Raw genomic sequence first — 15,356 nt, 5'->3', positions numbered from 1 at the left:
CCAGGGCAGTATTCGAATATTTGTATGTGTTATAGATCGAAGTTGAAATCCACCAATTTCTCGGCAATCTCGTTGAACGTTTCCTCTGACTGTTCGAAGTACTGCTCCCATAGCTCCTTGTTCCAGATTTCCACCCGGTTCGAAACGCCCAGAATTACACAGTCCTTGTCCAGCTTGGCATATTGCCGCAAATTCCCCGGCAGATTAACCCTGCCCTGCTTGTCCCATACACATTCGGTCGCTCCCGAGAAAAAAAAGCGGCTGAAGGCACGGGCATCCGATTTCATCAGTGAAAGGCTTTTGAGCTTTTGCTCCATGATTCCCCATTCTTCCATGGGATAAACAAAAAGACAGGTGTCGAGGCCGCGGGTTGCTACAAAGGAGGTTCCGAGCATGTCACGGAACTTGGCCGGAATAATGATACGGCCTTTGTCATCAATGCTATGCTGGTATTCCCCCATAAACATGATTATTCCCCACCTCTAACTTCTAATTCCCCACTTTACCCCACTTTACACCACCTAAGCATAATAGATTCGCCATTAAAAATCAAAAACCTTTTTCACAGGCGAGGTAATTTTTTCTTATTTGTCAAGTCGGCAAGTCAAAACGGTTTCGCCTTCCTGTACAAGAGTCACTTTCAGTTAAAGCGAGGAATGGAAAGATACTTTATAGTGCTCAGCACATACACGCCTTACATTTCAAAAAAAAGTGCCCGAACCATTTACATGGCCCGGACACCTTGTATTACGTTCTATAGTTTATGCATCGAGATTCCAGCTGTCGAGATATTCGACCTGTGCCGGAGTCAGGCTATCAATGGAAATCCCCAGGCTCTCCAGCTTGTAGCGGGCCACCTGCTCGTCCAGATCGTAAGGAACATTCTCTACTTTAACGCCAATGCTCTTATAGTTGTCATTTACATATTTTAGCGAAAGTGCCTGAAGCGCAAAGGTGGTGTCCATAATCTCAGCCGGATGTCCATCAGCCGCACCCAGATTCACCAGGCGGCCTTCGGCAAGCAGGTACAGCTTGCGGCCGTCCTTCAATTGGTACTCTTCAATATTCTTGCGTACCGTCCGCTGGGATACGGATCTCTCAGACAGTTCAGGCTTATTCACTTCAACGTCAAAATGGCCCGCGTTGCACATGATCGCTCCATCCTTCATCACATCGTAATGCTCTCCGCGGATCACATAACGGTTGCCTGTCACGGTAACGAAGAAATCGCCGCGTTTTGCGGCTTCCAGCATCGGCATCACATGAAAGCCATCCATATGAGCTTCTACTGCTTTTATCGCGTCCACTTCAGTAACGATCACGTTGGCACCGAGGCCTTTGGCACGCATGGCTACACCTTTACCGCACCAGCCGTAACCAACCACGACGACTGTTTTGCCGGCAACAATCAGGTTAGTCGTGCGGACAATCCCGTCCCAAGCGGACTGGCCGGTACCATAACGGTTATCGAACAAATATTTGCAGTAAGCATCATTGACGGCCACCATCGGGAATTTGAGAATCCCCTGTTTCTGCAATGCTTTCAGCCGGATAATACCGGTAGTGGTCTCTTCTGCGCCTCCCCGGATATTCTCCATCAGGTCGGGACGCTCCGAGTGCAGCAGCGTGGCAAAATCACCGCCATCATCAATAATCAAATCCGGTTTGCTTTCCAAAGCCTTGATATTCAGAGCCTTGAATTCTTCAGGTGACGGGTTATATTTGGCGAATACCGTAATGCCGTCCTCAACCAATGCTGCACATACATCATCCTGAGTGGATAATGGATTGGAACCGGTAATGGTTACCTCGGCACCGCCCGCTTGGACAACCTTTGCCAGATAAGCCGTTTTGGCTTCCAGGTGAAGCGTGATCGACACTTTCAAACCCTTGAACGGCTGCTCCGCTTCGAACTGCTCCCGAATACGATTCAATACCGGCATATGCTGGCGAACCCAGTCGATTTTGAGATGCCCTTCCGGAGCCAGCGACATATCCGCTACAATACTGTTTTCCTTCGACAATGAACTCATTATGATACCTCCTGAAAGTTTTGCGGAAAAACCGCTTCTTTGAATAGCTGTACAGCAAAATTCGCTTCGAAAGCATAATCCAAAAGTTTTGAGAGAAGAAGCTCGGTCTTACATATAAATCACGCGGTGGGTTCCGCTGTACTCCGCAGGGATCGACATCAGCTCATCCAGCCAGCCCGGGCCGTAACGGTTCAGATAATACATTACATTATATACTCTTTCCTGCAGCTTACCCAGCGGCATAAGAGACAGTTCAATCCGCTCCCACTGGCGGAGCGCCGCTTCATTCTGCTTAGCCATCGCATCCTGGGCTTTGGCCTGAAGGAATGTAATCTGATCCAGAATCTTGTCTTTATTGTTGGCACCCAATTTCAGAAGTCCCGCCTGAATGGAACCCAGTTGTTCAATCAGCGGCTCGTACATTGCAGTGAACGCAGTCTTCGTATCTTCGAACCGGCGTTCCAGATCCAGCTCATCCTGAGCGGCGAGCCATTTCTTTTTTTTCTCGTCCAAGCCCTGAAGAACATCGCCAAAGGCAAGCTGATACTTGTCCATGTGCTTATGCAGTGTTCCTTCCACAACAGTGAATGACATCCGGGGAATGATTAATGGCATCCGTTCACCCACCACCTCGAACGCGGGCTTCGGAATGGCCCAATAGGCGATTTCACCCTGACCAAGCACCGTCGCCAGTACCGGCAGCACATAATCCTGCATGAGCGGTCTCGTCAGCACATTATTACTAAACCGTTCAGGATGAGTCTCTAGCTGCTCCAGCAATTCTTCACGGGAAAAGGAGACCACACCCTTCCGGTCGGTGAATCTGCCTTCCTCTTTGTGGAGCAACAGGCGTGCACCTTGATGTATATAGAAAAGATTGGCCCCGCCAGCCGTCACAGCAGCCTGAAGCTCATACCCACTGTCCGTAATCCTTCCAGCCGCCGTATGATACGCGGACTCCAATTCATCGTTGTGTTCAATCAAAGATTTGAACATTGGGGCTTCAAGCTTACGCAGCGCGGGATCGGCGGAATCCAGCAGAATCAGACCAAATCTGCCGAACAGCGAACCCATCAGCTTCGCAAAAGCTTCACTCATGCTGTATCCCTCAGCCGAAGATTCGCGGATCACTTCCATAATCTGTGGCTTGAATTCACTTTCCTGCAGCAAGTTGTCCAATTGTCCGGTGATTTGCAGCCAGCTTTCTTCCTCCACCTTGATTGCGCTGACGGAGGAACGAAGTTCATCTGTCTTATCCAGCTTAAGCCTGATGATCTCCCCTGTGCGGTTCAATACATAGGTATGATTGACCTCATCCCAGTCATGATCCTCACCTGCAATCCAAAACAGCGGAACCACAGGCCGTCCGAGCTGCGCTGCCGCTTCCTTTGCGGCCTGAATCGTAGTAATTGCCTTGTATATCACAAACAACGGACCCGTGAACAAGCCGCTCTGCTGGCCGCCGGTAACGACCAAAGTCCCTTTCTGTTCCAGAAGAGCCAGGGAATCCATCACTGCAGGGTGAGGATTCAACTTCATATTATATTGACGTAAACATTCAGCAATCCCGGCACGGTCAGCCCGGAGCTCTTCAGTGCTGCCCAGCCAGGCTGCACGTTCTGCTCTGCTGTCTACATTACGGAAATCTCCGCCATACAAATGTCCTACCTTTTCATAATGATGTATATAATCGCGGGCTAGTGCTGATCCGCCCGGAAGAGGTTCGGGGTTTACATTCATGTGCAATTGCCTCCTGTTCTACTGTAATGCTATATGTAATCACTAAGTCGGGTAAACTCTTTATGATTGTATCCAAAGTTAGGGATGGCGTCAAAGAATCCCTTTGTTTATCAAATTTGCAACAAAAGAATAACATCCTCCATCTGCCGTTATTACAATACTCTCAAATTTCATATCCGCTCCAGCAGTCAGCTGCTGACGAAACAATAGGCGAGAGCTGAACGCTCCCGCCTAAGTATTCTTCGCTAAAATATATATTGCAGTAAGACTGAATGTATATTCTTACGCGTATTGCTTGGCTACAAAGTGGCCTTTCGATACTTCAACCAATTCAAAATCACTGTCATTGGTTTTTTCCCCTGCCGCATAAATGGGAGTACCCAATTCATCATGCAGATGAATACGCTTCTTGTTCGCTTCAACCTCCGGATCCGGTACTGGAATCGCCGACAACAGCGACTTCGTATACGGATGGATAGGATTGGCGTACAATTCTTCACTCTCTGCCAGCTCAACCATTTTGCCCAGGTACATAACAGCTACACGGTCACTGATATGCTTAACCATCGACAGGTCATGCGCGATAAAGAGATATGTTAGTCCAAGACGATCCTGCAGTTCCTTCAGCAGGTTGACTACCTGTGCCTGAATGGATACGTCCAGTGCGGAGATTGGCTCATCGCAGACGATGAACTTAGGATTAACCGCAAGTGAACGGGCGATTCCGATACGCTGGCGTTGTCCACCGGAGAATTCATGCGGATAGCGGGTTGCGTGGTCATGGTTGAGTCCAACCATATCGAGCAGCTCTTCAATCCGTTTTTTGCGTTCCGCGCGGCTTCCAGCCATCCCGTGGATATCCAGTGCCTCACCGATGATATCCGAAACTGTAAAGCGCGGATTCAGCGATGCATACGGATCCTGGAAGATCATTTGCATATCACGGCGCATAGCCTTCATTTTACCCGGAGGCAATTTGTAGATATCCGTACCGTTGTATTTCACACTGCCGGCAGTGGGTTCGTAAAGACGAAGCACTGTCCGGCCGGCAGTTGTTTTACCACATCCGGATTCCCCTACCATACCCAGGGTTTCGCCTTCGCGAATCGTGAAATTAATATTATCAACAGCCTTAAGAACTCTGCCCTTGCCTACATTAAAATACTTCTTAAGACCTTCAACTTCAATCAGGTTCTTACTCAAACGAACTGCACCTCCTTGGCCATCGAATGCAGATTCCAGCAACGCGCCATATGCGTTTCACTGAATTCTGTTGCACCGGGATCGATTTGTTCGCAGACATGCATCGCTTCACTGCAGCGCGCTGTGAACGGACAGCCGACCGGCGGTTTAATCAGATCCGGGGGAGTACCGATGATCGGGATCAACGGCTCGCCCTTCTTTTGGTCCAGACGCGGCATCGACCGCAGCAATCCCTTGGTATACGGATGCTGCGGATTTTTAAAGATTTCCCATCTGGTTCCGGTTTCCACTACTTCACCAGCATACATGACGATGACCCGGTCACACATTCCGGCAACAACGCCGAGGTCATGTGTAATCAGTATGATGGAGGTCCCGAGCTTTTGCTGCATATCTTGCATAACTTCCATGATCTGCGCCTGAATCGTTACGTCAAGCGCCGTTGTCGGCTCGTCTGCAATCAGCAGGGCCGGGCGGCAGGCCAGGGCAATAGCGATCATTACACGCTGGCGCATCCCGCCGGAGAATTCGTGGGGATATTGGTTAAAGCGAGCCTCCGCATTTTTGATGCCTACGAGCTTCAGCATCTCGATACCTTGCTCTTTCGCTTCGGCCGCTGACATTTTCTGATGTTTGATCAAAACTTCGGTTATCTGTTTGCCCACCTTGATCGTTGGGTTCAAAGAAGTCATCGGGTCTTGAAAGATCATGCCAATATCTTTGCCGCGAATCGTTTCCATTTGCTTCATGCTTTTGTCCAGCAGATTCTGTCCTTGAAAAATAATCTCGCCCTTCTTCACCTGGGAAGGCGGGGTAGGAATAAGCCGCATAATCGATTGTGCGGTAACACTTTTGCCGCTGCCGGATTCACCGACGATGGCTACTGTTTCACCTTTGCCTACTTCAAAATTCATACCACGGACAGCTTGTACTTCTCCGCCTTTTACAAAAAAGGAAACATGCAGATCCTTGACTTGCAGAATGGGTTCCATCATATTCACCTCCTATTTCTTCAGCTTAGGATCCAGTGCATCACGTAGACCGTCACCAAAAATATTAAAGGATAGCATGGTCAAGCTGATCAGAATAGCCGGGAACAGGAAGCGCCATGGATAATACATCCAGCCAGTCAGTGAATCACTGATCATCGAACCCAGGGAAGCGATTGGAGCCTGTACACCAAGACCGAGGAAGCTGAGGAATGCTTCAGCAAAAATGGCATTTGGTACGGACAAAGTAATCGTTACAATAATGGGCCCAACAGCATTTGGCAGCAAGTGGCGGAACAAGAGTCTTCTGGAGCCTGCACCCATGGAACGCGAAGCCAGAACAAACTCACGGTTCTTCAGCTGCATAATCTCCCCGCGCACAATCCAGGACATAGTGATCCAGCCTGTAATCGTCAACGCAACGATAATTGTAAACAAGCTTGGTTCCATTACTACGAGCAGCAAGATAACCACCAGCAGATAAGGAATAGAGTACAACACTTCGGAAATCTTGTTCATGATGTTATCCACACGGCCGCCAAAGAAGCCCATGATTCCGCCATAAATAACACCAATCAGCAAGTCAATTGCCGCTGCAGCCAATCCGACAATCAGTGAAATACGTGCTCCATACCAAGTACGGACAAAAATATCACGGCCAAGATCATCGGTTCCAAACCAGTGTTTGGATGAAGGAGGCTTATTGGTGCTGAGCAAATCATTAGAGTAGTAGTTGTATTTTGAGAACAATGGACCAATCAGTGCTGCAAGAATTATCAAGGCTAGAACACCCAGAGCAGTCATCGCCATTTTGTTCTGACGAAGCCGTTCCCAGGAATCCCTCCAAGCTGAAAGACTTTCACGTTGAATGACTTCTGCCTGCTTCTCGTCAATACCAATTTTTTGGAAATCCTCTGGTTTCAGGTTCGCATCCAGCGAACTCATATTTTTGTCAGATGCCAATCTTTAGCCCTCCTTTCCTCCAGATAGTTTGATACGCGGATCTACAAATACATAAGCAATGTCTGTAATGAAGCGGGCCAACATGAGCAGCACACCATAGAAAATAGTGATCCCCATAATTACGGTATAGTCACGGACACCAATCGCTTCCACAAACTGTTTTCCGATACCGCCCACTCCAAAAATCTGCTCGATAACCACAGAACCGGTAACAATGTTGGCTGTCATGGGTCCCATATATGTAACGACAGGCAGAATTCCGTTGCGGAGAACGTGGCGGCTCAAAATAGCGAACCAGCTTAGGCCTTTAGCCTTAGCCGTCTTGATATAATCTGCATGCAGCACCTCAAGCATGCTTGAACGTGTCAGACGCGCAATAAAGGCTATCGGCTGTGCCGAGAGCGCGGTTACCGGAAGGAAATAATACATAGGGCCCTTAAATCCTGAAACCGGAAACATATGAAACTTATAGGCAAACATATACTGCAGCAGTGACGCGACTACAAAGCTCGGGACTGCAATCCCCAATACCGCCAGAACCATCGCAGCGCTATCAATGAACTTCCGGTGATACAATGCTGCCAGCATTCCCAATAATACACCGACAATAACCGACACAATAATCGCAAAAATCCCCAGCTTCAAGGACGATGAGAATGTCTGACCAATCAAATGAGTTACATCCTGATTCAGACGTTTCATGGAAACACCCAGGTCTCCTTGGGCAACTTCACCCAAATACTTAAAATACTGATGATAGAGCGGCTTGTCCAGACCATACTGTTCGTATAAACGCGCTTTAATTTCCGGCGGAACTTTTTTCTCGGCAGTAAACGGATCTCCCGGAATTGCTTTCATCAGAAAAAAAGTCGCTGATATAAGTACAAACAGCGATACGATCATATAGAAAAACTTATTGGCAACATAACGAACCATCCCCATCAACACCTCCCTCGACATATTTTTTAGACATACAATTGAATTCTATTCAAAAAACGGCCATTTGTCCATTTTCTATTTTTGTAAGCTTGTGAAAACATTAACAAAAATCCGTAAATACAAAAAAAAGAGATATATATGGAATTCCACATATATATCCCGAAGTGTACAGCTACCTTCAGACGACTAACTATTTAATTGAATTTCTAAAGTTTGAATCTTAGTGCTCAAGCAGGTAAGCACGAGTGAAGTCAATTGCACCACTGAAGTCAAGAGATACACCTTTAAGGTATTCTTTAGTCAGGGAGTTGTTAGTGTAGTAGTAAATTGGCATCAGGACCATATCGTCCTGGATCAGCATTTTTTCAGCTGCAGCAAAATCTTCTTGGCGTTTAGCCAGGTCAGAGCTTGCTTTTGCATCAGCAATCAGCTTGTCATATTCAGGGTTAGCGTAACCAGTGTCATTGTTACCGCCGCCTGTTACCCACATATCCAAGAAGGTCATTGGATCATTGTAATCCGCAGTCCAGCCAGCACGTGCAACTTGGTAGTTCAGGTTTTGACGGTTGTCGATAAATACAGCCCATTCTTGGTTCACTGTGTTTACAGTAATACCCAGAGCTTGTTTCCACATATCAGCGATAGCCAGGGCAACCTTCTTGTGGCCTTCACTTGTGTTGTAAGACAGTTCTACTGGAGGCAGTGTAGTCACACCTTCTTCTTTCATACCTTCAGCAAGCAATGTTTTGGCTTGTTCAATATCTTCTTTGAAGTAATCGTCTTTAACCGCATTACGGAATTCACCGTCAGCACCAGCGATACCTGGTGGCACGTAACCGAATGCTGGAAGCTGTCCGCCCAGTGTTACATTGTCGATAAGAGCTTGACGGTTAATCGACATTGCGAGTGCTTTACGGATTTTAACATTGTTGAAAGGTTTCTCAGTAACATTGAATTCATAGTAATAAGTAGCTGCAATTCCTTTGGAGACAAATTCGTTAGGAAGCTCTTTTTTGACGATAGGAAGCTGTTCTTGCGGGATTTCACCATGAGGTGCACCTGCACGATCAAGTTCTCCGTTTTTGTAGCTCAGCAATTCAGTTGCACCACTGTTAACAATGGAGAAATCGATTTTGCTAAGTTTAATGGAAGCTGCATCCCAATATTTTTCGTTTTTAGTAACTTCGAGAGATTGACCAGTAGTCCATCCAGTCAATGTGAATGCTCCGTTTGTAATCATAGTGTCTTTGTTTGTTGCCCATTTAGGATTACCCTCAACGGATTTGTGTACAGGGTAGTAAGTATAGAAGGACAGCAATCCAAGGAAGTAAGGTGTTGGTGCTTTCAGCGTAACTTCAAGAGTTTTCGCGTCAACGGCTTTTACGCCAACTTCATTGAAATCTGTAATTTTCTTAGTGTAATATTCTTCTGCATTTTTCAGGTAATACAATTGGTATGCATATGGTGCAGTTGGGTCTGTATTAGGGTCGAGCACGATTTTCCATGCGCGAACGAAGTCTGCTGCTTCTACAGGGTCGCCATTGCTCCATTGAGCATCACGAAGGTGGAAGGTATATACCAAACCGTCAGGAGAAATGTCCCATTTCTCAGCAATTCCCGGCTCAGCTTGACCAGTTTCGTCATTCATGCGGGTCAAACCTTCATACATAGTTCTCAACAGTGTGTTTGCTTGGCTGTCTTGAGCTTGTGCGGGATCAAAAGTAGGTGGTTCTGCAGTCAGGTTGACTCTAAGTGTCTGGTCAGCGGCCAATTTCTCGTCACCAGTTGCGGTGCCTGTGTTCGTGCTGCCTTCATTGCCTGCTGCGTTTGTTGCCGCAGCGTTGTTGCCTTTGTTTGCATTGTTTCCGCCGCAGCCAGCAAGCACTGTGCCGATAACGAGAACCATTGCAATCATGAGCAATAGACTTTTACTCTTCTTCATCTAGCAGTTCCCCCTAAATAGAATGTGGTATATGGTTTATGATTATACAACCAGTGGTCAAAAAAATCTAGAGCAATATTTTCTGAAAACACTTTTTTTTTAAAACTTAAAAGTTTTGTGACGTTGACGCTTCACCGGAGCAATGGAACATTACATGGCTTGTGATATGTAATGGATAAGGCCTACTACCATAAACAGCACATACATGGTACCCATAAAAAAGAATGAAAGTCTCCAAACTGCCCGAAGTAAACGTTTTCCGTCGACATTTCCCTTTAGGCGGTTTTGAGCGCCTCCAATCAGTCCAGCGGATATTAATACAATAAGTAGTATAAGGTAAAATCCAAAACGCGAACCAAAAATGTTATTGAACAAGGCCGATACGGAAAAAAATAAAAATAAAGTAGTAATATCCATAGCCAGTAATAAAGTATTTCTCTTTTCTTTTCTGAGGCCAATTCCTATGAAATATACAATCAAAAAAGGAACAACCGGAATAACGCTTAATGAAATGAACGAATTCCGCAGAAATTCCAAACAGCCTCACCTCTCCTTCACATTCATGCCTTCTACCATCCGGCAAATCCAGCGGTGTAAAGGGACCGCAATACCAGCGCTATCCGCCATTGCCACAATACTCCCATTAATCCAGCGTATTTCCGTATCCCTGGACGCTAGAACATCAGCGAGCATAGACGAGATGTTACCCGAAGTTGCCCGGCAAACCTCAAGTATATCCTCCCACGCATGAGCATCAACCTTGATACCGCAGGCATCATATACGCAGGTTGCCTCCAGATACAGTTCTTTCATTAACTGTATTCGCTCCTCGGAGGCGGTCAACTCGCCGTTCTGAATGCGCCAGATCGCTGTAAGCGGGTTAATCACAGCATTGAATAGCAACTTCCGGTAAATCATGGTATCCACTTCTTTCGACATCAATGCCCGGAATCCTGCTGCTGCGAGAGCATGAGTCAAACTAATTGCCGCTGTATCCTCCTCCTCTAAGGTGTCTTTTGGTACATTTGAGGTTTTGTTTCTTCGTTTTCCTATAAATGTTTCCCCAAGTCCCGTATGAATAACCTCTGTTAATGTCTTCCTCTTAGCAGCTTCAGTAGTCACTGCAGCCCAGACTGAAGCCTCTGGCAAAAGCTCCTGAAGAAGTTCCAGATGTCCATTGCCGTTCTGAAAGCAAACCACATGGAGTCTCATATGCCGAAGAGGCGCCAGAATTTCTGGCAGCGTATCGTGAAACGTATTTTGCTTTAGCATAATGGCCGTCCATTCCCCCGGCTGCTGGAGGATCGTATCCGCGAACCCGCTTATTGGTCCTGCTTGAAAGCTTGTGCCCGGAAGGTGCTGGTTAACCCTCCCGTTTTCGTAACTTAAGGTTATTCCAGATCGGGTTAATTCCCCCGCTTGTTCCTCGCTGCGACACCACACTCTAACTTCTGCGCCAGAGAGAATCAGCTTTCCGGCAAGCAGAAGGCCAAGTGAGCCTGCACCGATAATATCCATTTTCATGCCGACACCTGCCATCTTCTACACATTTCTCCTCATTATATCCTTTCTCCAGTAAAAGAAAAACAATCACTATCTATAAAAAAATCCCGCAAACGCTGGCGGTAAGCCGCTGCATGCGGGATCTGAAGAAGCATATGCGTTTATTCAATCCGTTCTAAATTACCGTTGGCATCCATTTTGAATCTTGTCTTCATTTCATCTTCTTCTTCATTAAGAAAAGCAAGTCTCCGCGCCCGGTCCATGATCTGAATTAACGCTTTGTAATCATCATTGACTACGCGATAATCACTTTGGGCCAGATTGACCTCTTTGGACAGTCTTTCATTTTCCACCCTAAGCTCTGTTAATTCATCTTCTTTCTCGCGCAAATCCCTCTCAAGCATTTTCAGCTGACGGCCAGCTTCCTGAAAACTGCCCTTCCACTGTCTTAAGAAGCGGATCACGGCATCAATGGACAAAGAATTCTCGCCTATTCCCTCGCTCCGGCTGTATTCCTCTTCCATGTCTCCGAGAATAAGACCCGCTACCTGTGCACCTCTCGCGGAAGGCTGCTTTTTCAAATAGCTCCGCTTCTGGCGTTGGCTCTTGGCAATTCCAATTGCATCTTCATAGCTCTTGCGAACACAGCTGTTCCAGCGAAATCCGCATGCTGCCGAGGTTCTGCCGATTTTTTCACCCACCTCTTCAAAAGCAGCAAGCTGTGTACTGCCTTCCCGGATATGACGCAGCGTTATTTCGGCCAATATCAAATCATCTTCCGCGCTCCAAGCATCCTGTCTAACGGCTGTCATAAAGCCTAACCCTCCTAACAACATCATGAAATAACCATCTTCATAACCGGCAGCTCCGCCGGATAGTGAATAGGATAAAAGCTGCTTACTCCATTTCTATGCCTCTATTAGAGTTCATAGAATCTATTTGATACTAAATTGTATTTCCATTTTGGCTAAACCTCATACTTGCTATACTATAAATTCTCTATTTTCAAAATAAAACGCCGTGTCTATAACAAAAATCATAATTATTCCAGAAAATCAGCTTTTTTTCAATGAATTCGTTTACACCGTTTGTTTCAGCCGTTATAATATAGCTACAAAGAAGAAATTTCCGGATACATACAGGAGGGGGATGTTCTCTTGGACCGCATGTTTCGTGTCTTGGGTTTTTTTACACTTGTTATTGGACTCATGGCTTTTGCCGGGAATTTAACGGAGATGGCTCTGCTGTTCTTTTTGCAAACCGCTTTTTTCGTGATCCTTGGATATTTGAAGTTTACAGAAAAGACCTATATTCTGCTTTTTTGGGGATACATGATTCTGACATTTACCGGCTTCAGCTACTGGACGATTTTTGAAATGGGTCTGCCGCTGTAAGTTTTTCTAAGTTTATAGAAACGGAGGCTGTTCCTTCTAATAAGGAGCGCTTCCGTTTTTTTGTGCATACATAGTAGGTCTTGGAAAGAAAAGAGGGTATGATATTTTAGCAGGGCTAATCATATTAATAGAACATACATATCCTGAATTCTTATAAGGTGGTGAAGTGGTGCGATCCCGCAATAATCAAAGCCGTTATACTTGTGTTCTCCTTATCCTTCTCTGCTTTACTGTGCTGCCGCTGACGCCCCCTGACTTTTTGAGTGCGGATCCGGGAACGGGTCTGTCCGGCACCTCTCCTCCCGTCATGCCTGATAACGAGGACACCCGCAAGCTGCTGGAACAGACGTTATCCTCGGCAGAAATTGAGCAGGAGATATCTAGGATCACCGCTGAGCAGCAGGCTCTTGAGGAAAAGGTATCGCTACTCGAAAAAAGGGCTGTTTCACAGCAAAGTGCAATACAGAATCAGCGGGAACGGGCCGGTGCTATCATACGTTCTTATTATATGGGAGAGAGAGATGGTCTCCTGACTGCGGTACTTTCGGCTAAAAGTATTGGCAGATTACTGGCCTTGTATGATTATTATGAAATCATTATTGGAAGAGACCGGGACATTCTGTCTCAATATGAAGTGGATTATAAGAAGTTAAAAGCAACGCTTACCGCGGCACAGCGCAGTTCAGAAGCGCTTGCGACGCTCAAAACAGCTTTGGTGGAGCAGAAGGATCGGATCGCGGCACTACATGAGGATATTAATAAAGGCATTCAATCCAGCAGTGATCCGGCCAGCATGAGCGCCTTACTGGAGGAGTTCACGAAATATTGGGAGAATATCGGGGTTCACGAAGTCAAAACCTACTTTAAAGCGTTGTCCTCTGCCATGAAGCAGCTGCCAGAGTTCGTTCAAAGCCGCGATGGGCTCTTGACCCGTAAAGGAATGACCTATAATTTGGCCTTAAAGGAAGAGGATCTAAATGAATTCCTGGTGGCGCAGAATGAATTGTTCAAGGATTTCGCCTTCCATTTCAATGATAATGAAGTAACAGCTGCCGGTAAAAGCGGAGGATTATCGCTGACGCTGACCGGCCATTACACCATTCAGGAGGAACCGGTCAACGGATTGATGTTCCATGTCGATCATGTATTATTTAATGGCCTTGAGTTGCCCGATACTACACGCAAGACTTTGGAGGAAGAATTTGACCTAGGTTTCTATCCGGCAAAAATCGTCTCTTTCCTCCGTGCAACTGAAGTGAGCAGCCGGGACGGTGTGCTGCATGTGAAGCTCTCCCTCTCATTCTGACGACTGTTCAGTTGCGGCCGCATAACCCGCCGGATCAAGCTTTCCTGTCAGCAGTTGTGTTACTGCCAGCGATAATGCTGTCCAACCGCCTGTTGATTCACTTTCAAGATTCGTTTCGTCTGCCAGTAGCAGCCCGGTGTCAAAAGGAAGCTTCACGCTCTCCGGCAGTCCGGTACGGTATAGCTCATCGAGCGCGGGAAGCCGTCCCGTATTCTCCAGCCAATCGAGCTGTTCCGCGCTGGATGTGACATAGGACAGCCAATTGACAGCTGCCTCCGGATTACCGGATTGTGCGGGGAGTGCGAAGAAGCGGCTGTAGATTGCCTCATACCCTGACCCGCCGCTGGCGGTAAGCGGCGCTTCTGCGGACAGTGTAGAATTCCCGTGCTTCTGCCATTCCGAGAGCGGGAGCGCAGCAACTGCAAGTTTACCATCCTGTAGCATATCCCAGAGGTCAGTGTTCGTACGGCTGGTGAGAAAGAAATAATTGCCTGCGTATTGTGTCCACTCCAGCAGAGCAGGACTGATCGATTGCAGGCTTCCGCCCATGCTCTCCAGAACTGCCGAATACCCGTAGGGATTACGTGTATCCATTGCCAGCAGATAGCGATGCTTGTCTGGCTGTTCACGAATTACTTTAAGCAGCTCATTCCACTGTTCCAGACTTCTGGGCAACCCTGTAATCCCCAGTTCCGCGAGCCGCTTCGGCGAATATACAAGCACATAAGGGTCAATATCAAGAGGAACCCCCCAATCGTAGCCATTCCATTGCATTTGCGGAATCAGGGTGGTCAGCGGTGCACTTCCGGGAACACTCTGGTAAATATCTACCGGCAGCAAGTAGCCTTGCGTCGCCAAGTCCGTGATGTTGCGGCCGTCGGTCATAATAATATCCGGGCTCTGGCCAATCGTCAGATCCTGCTGCAGAATCTCATCAGCTTCATCGCTGTCAACATTGCTCAAGATTACCCGGGTACCGCTCGACAAGCTGTAGTTATTGCTGATCCGTTCCAGTTCATTAAATTCCTCTTTGCCCATGGACACCCGGATGCTCAAGCTTTCAACATTATCTTTATCGCCAGATTCGGAATGCTCCGATGGGTTAAGCGGCTGCTTCAACGGATAGGTATCATCACTGGTGTCCAGCTCCATGCTGGGGGACAGGCTTGTCAGCGATAGCAATAAAATAGCAAACAACAGCCAGTAGTTTCTCCTTCTCAGCATGATTCTTTCTCCTCCCGCCTATGACTCGTCCCCCCTATTTTACCAGATGCTTCTCCGCTTGTCTGCCAGGTTGAAAACGTTCTCTTTCTATTATATAGGTGTGAATGGCGAGGACCAATG

At 47.0% G+C, this 15,356-nt stretch carries 14 protein-coding genes; 2 read left to right on the top strand and 12 right to left on the bottom strand.

What is annotated here, in order from left to right:
- Positions 1–29: 29 nt before the first annotated feature.
- The 11 genes from mraZ to ACTJKB_RS07115 all read right to left on the bottom strand — a co-directional run bounded on the left by mraZ (position 30) and on the right by ACTJKB_RS07115 (position 12,124).
- The gene (mraZ, locus tag ACTJKB_RS07165; protein ID WP_020427850.1) at positions 30–467 is read right to left on the bottom strand and encodes a division/cell wall cluster transcriptional repressor MraZ; all 438 of its coding nucleotides are present in this window, start codon (positions 465–467) and stop codon (positions 30–32) included.
- A gap of 294 nt (positions 468–761) precedes the next feature.
- Positions 762–2,033 (bottom strand): adenosylhomocysteinase, encoded by a 1,272-nt coding sequence (locus ACTJKB_RS07160; protein ID WP_440832855.1) that lies wholly within the window; start codon positions 2,031–2,033, stop codon positions 762–764.
- A 108-nt stretch (positions 2,034–2,141) separates the two neighbouring features.
- Entirely contained in the window at positions 2,142–3,773 is a 1,632-nt protein-coding gene (gene bshC / locus ACTJKB_RS07155) for a bacillithiol biosynthesis cysteine-adding enzyme BshC (RefSeq protein WP_440832853.1), read from the bottom strand.
- A gap of 282 nt (positions 3,774–4,055) precedes the next feature.
- Positions 4,056–4,976 (bottom strand): ABC transporter ATP-binding protein, encoded by a 921-nt coding sequence (locus tag ACTJKB_RS07150; RefSeq protein ID WP_440832852.1) that lies wholly within the window; start codon positions 4,974–4,976, stop codon positions 4,056–4,058.
- Complete coding sequence (locus ACTJKB_RS07145; RefSeq protein ID WP_074112256.1) at positions 4,973–5,968, bottom strand: ABC transporter ATP-binding protein; 996 nt, start codon at positions 5,966–5,968, stop codon at positions 4,973–4,975. The genes ACTJKB_RS07150 and ACTJKB_RS07145 overlap by 4 nt, the downstream gene beginning before the upstream one ends.
- Positions 5,969–5,980: 12 nt before the next feature.
- Complete coding sequence (locus ACTJKB_RS07140) at positions 5,981–6,910, bottom strand: ABC transporter permease (RefSeq protein ID WP_440833855.1); 930 nt, start codon at positions 6,908–6,910, stop codon at positions 5,981–5,983.
- 21 nt (positions 6,911–6,931) lie between these two features.
- A complete protein-coding gene (locus ACTJKB_RS07135; protein ID WP_440833853.1) occupies positions 6,932–7,864 on the bottom strand; it encodes an ABC transporter permease in 933 nt (310 codons plus the stop codon).
- Between the two features lie 223 nt (positions 7,865–8,087).
- Entirely contained in the window at positions 8,088–9,809 is a 1,722-nt protein-coding gene (locus ACTJKB_RS07130) for a peptide ABC transporter substrate-binding protein (protein ID WP_440832850.1), read from the bottom strand.
- A gap of 150 nt (positions 9,810–9,959) precedes the next feature.
- Entirely contained in the window at positions 9,960–10,346 is a 387-nt protein-coding gene (locus ACTJKB_RS07125) for a DUF3397 domain-containing protein (RefSeq protein WP_440832848.1), read from the bottom strand.
- 6 nt (positions 10,347–10,352) lie between these two features.
- The gene (locus ACTJKB_RS07120) at positions 10,353–11,348 is read right to left on the bottom strand and encodes a ketopantoate reductase family protein (RefSeq protein WP_440832846.1); all 996 of its coding nucleotides are present in this window, start codon (positions 11,346–11,348) and stop codon (positions 10,353–10,355) included.
- Between the two features lie 125 nt (positions 11,349–11,473).
- Positions 11,474–12,124 (bottom strand): RsfA family transcriptional regulator, encoded by a 651-nt coding sequence (locus tag ACTJKB_RS07115; protein ID WP_440832844.1) that lies wholly within the window; start codon positions 12,122–12,124, stop codon positions 11,474–11,476.
- Positions 12,125–12,469: 345 nt separating this feature from the next.
- On the opposite strand from ACTJKB_RS07115, the gene ACTJKB_RS07110 reads away from it, so the two are divergent.
- Together ACTJKB_RS07110 and ACTJKB_RS07105 are read left to right on the top strand one after the other, a co-directional pair.
- The gene (locus ACTJKB_RS07110) at positions 12,470–12,706 is read left to right on the top strand and encodes a DUF2626 domain-containing protein (RefSeq protein WP_440832842.1); all 237 of its coding nucleotides are present in this window, start codon (positions 12,470–12,472) and stop codon (positions 12,704–12,706) included.
- A 169-nt stretch (positions 12,707–12,875) separates the two neighbouring features.
- Entirely contained in the window at positions 12,876–14,012 is a 1,137-nt protein-coding gene (locus tag ACTJKB_RS07105) for a coiled-coil domain-containing protein (protein ID WP_440832840.1), read from the top strand.
- On the opposite strand, the gene ACTJKB_RS07100 is transcribed toward ACTJKB_RS07105, so the two are convergent.
- Positions 14,004–15,236 carry an extracellular solute-binding protein gene (locus ACTJKB_RS07100; RefSeq protein ID WP_440832838.1) on the bottom strand — a complete coding sequence of 411 codons (1,233 nt, stop codon included), beginning with the start codon at positions 15,234–15,236 and terminating at the stop codon, positions 14,004–14,006. The two genes, ACTJKB_RS07105 and ACTJKB_RS07100, sit on opposite strands and share 9 nt — an antisense overlap.
- Positions 15,237–15,356 lie beyond the last annotated feature (120 nt).

This window comes from Paenibacillus sp. 22594, from assembly GCF_052044425.1.
Classification (GTDB): Bacteria; Bacillota; Bacilli; order Paenibacillales; family Paenibacillaceae; genus Paenibacillus_AQ.
This window is presented reverse-complemented; position numbering and strand designations above follow the sequence as displayed.

What these genes read in the sequence shown, in the direction of transcription:
- mraZ (WP_020427850.1), bottom strand. Translation starts at nt 467, where the DNA reads ATGTTTATGGGGGAATACCAGCATAGCATTGATGACAAAGGCCGTATC.
- ACTJKB_RS07160 (WP_440832855.1), bottom strand. Translation starts at nt 2,033, where the DNA reads ATGAGTTCATTGTCGAAGGAAAACAGTATTGTAGCGGATATGTCGCTG.
- bshC (WP_440832853.1), bottom strand. Translation starts at nt 3,773, where the DNA reads ATGAATGTAAACCCCGAACCTCTTCCGGGCGGATCAGCACTAGCCCGC.
- ACTJKB_RS07145 (WP_074112256.1), bottom strand. Translation starts at nt 5,968, where the DNA reads ATGGAACCCATTCTGCAAGTCAAGGATCTGCATGTTTCCTTTTTTGTA.
- ACTJKB_RS07140 (WP_440833855.1), bottom strand. Translation starts at nt 6,910, where the DNA reads ATGAGTTCGCTGGATGCGAACCTGAAACCAGAGGATTTCCAAAAAATT.
- ACTJKB_RS07135 (WP_440833853.1), bottom strand. Translation starts at nt 7,864, where the DNA reads ATGGTTCGTTATGTTGCCAATAAGTTTTTCTATATGATCGTATCGCTG.
- ACTJKB_RS07130 (WP_440832850.1), bottom strand. Translation starts at nt 9,809, where the DNA reads ATGAAGAAGAGTAAAAGTCTATTGCTCATGATTGCAATGGTTCTCGTT.
- ACTJKB_RS07120 (WP_440832846.1), bottom strand. Translation starts at nt 11,348, where the DNA reads ATGGCAGGTGTCGGCATGAAAATGGATATTATCGGTGCAGGCTCACTT.
- ACTJKB_RS07115 (WP_440832844.1), bottom strand. Translation starts at nt 12,124, where the DNA reads ATGACAGCCGTTAGACAGGATGCTTGGAGCGCGGAAGATGATTTGATA.
- ACTJKB_RS07100 (WP_440832838.1), bottom strand. Translation starts at nt 15,236, where the DNA reads ATGCTGAGAAGGAGAAACTACTGGCTGTTGTTTGCTATTTTATTGCTA.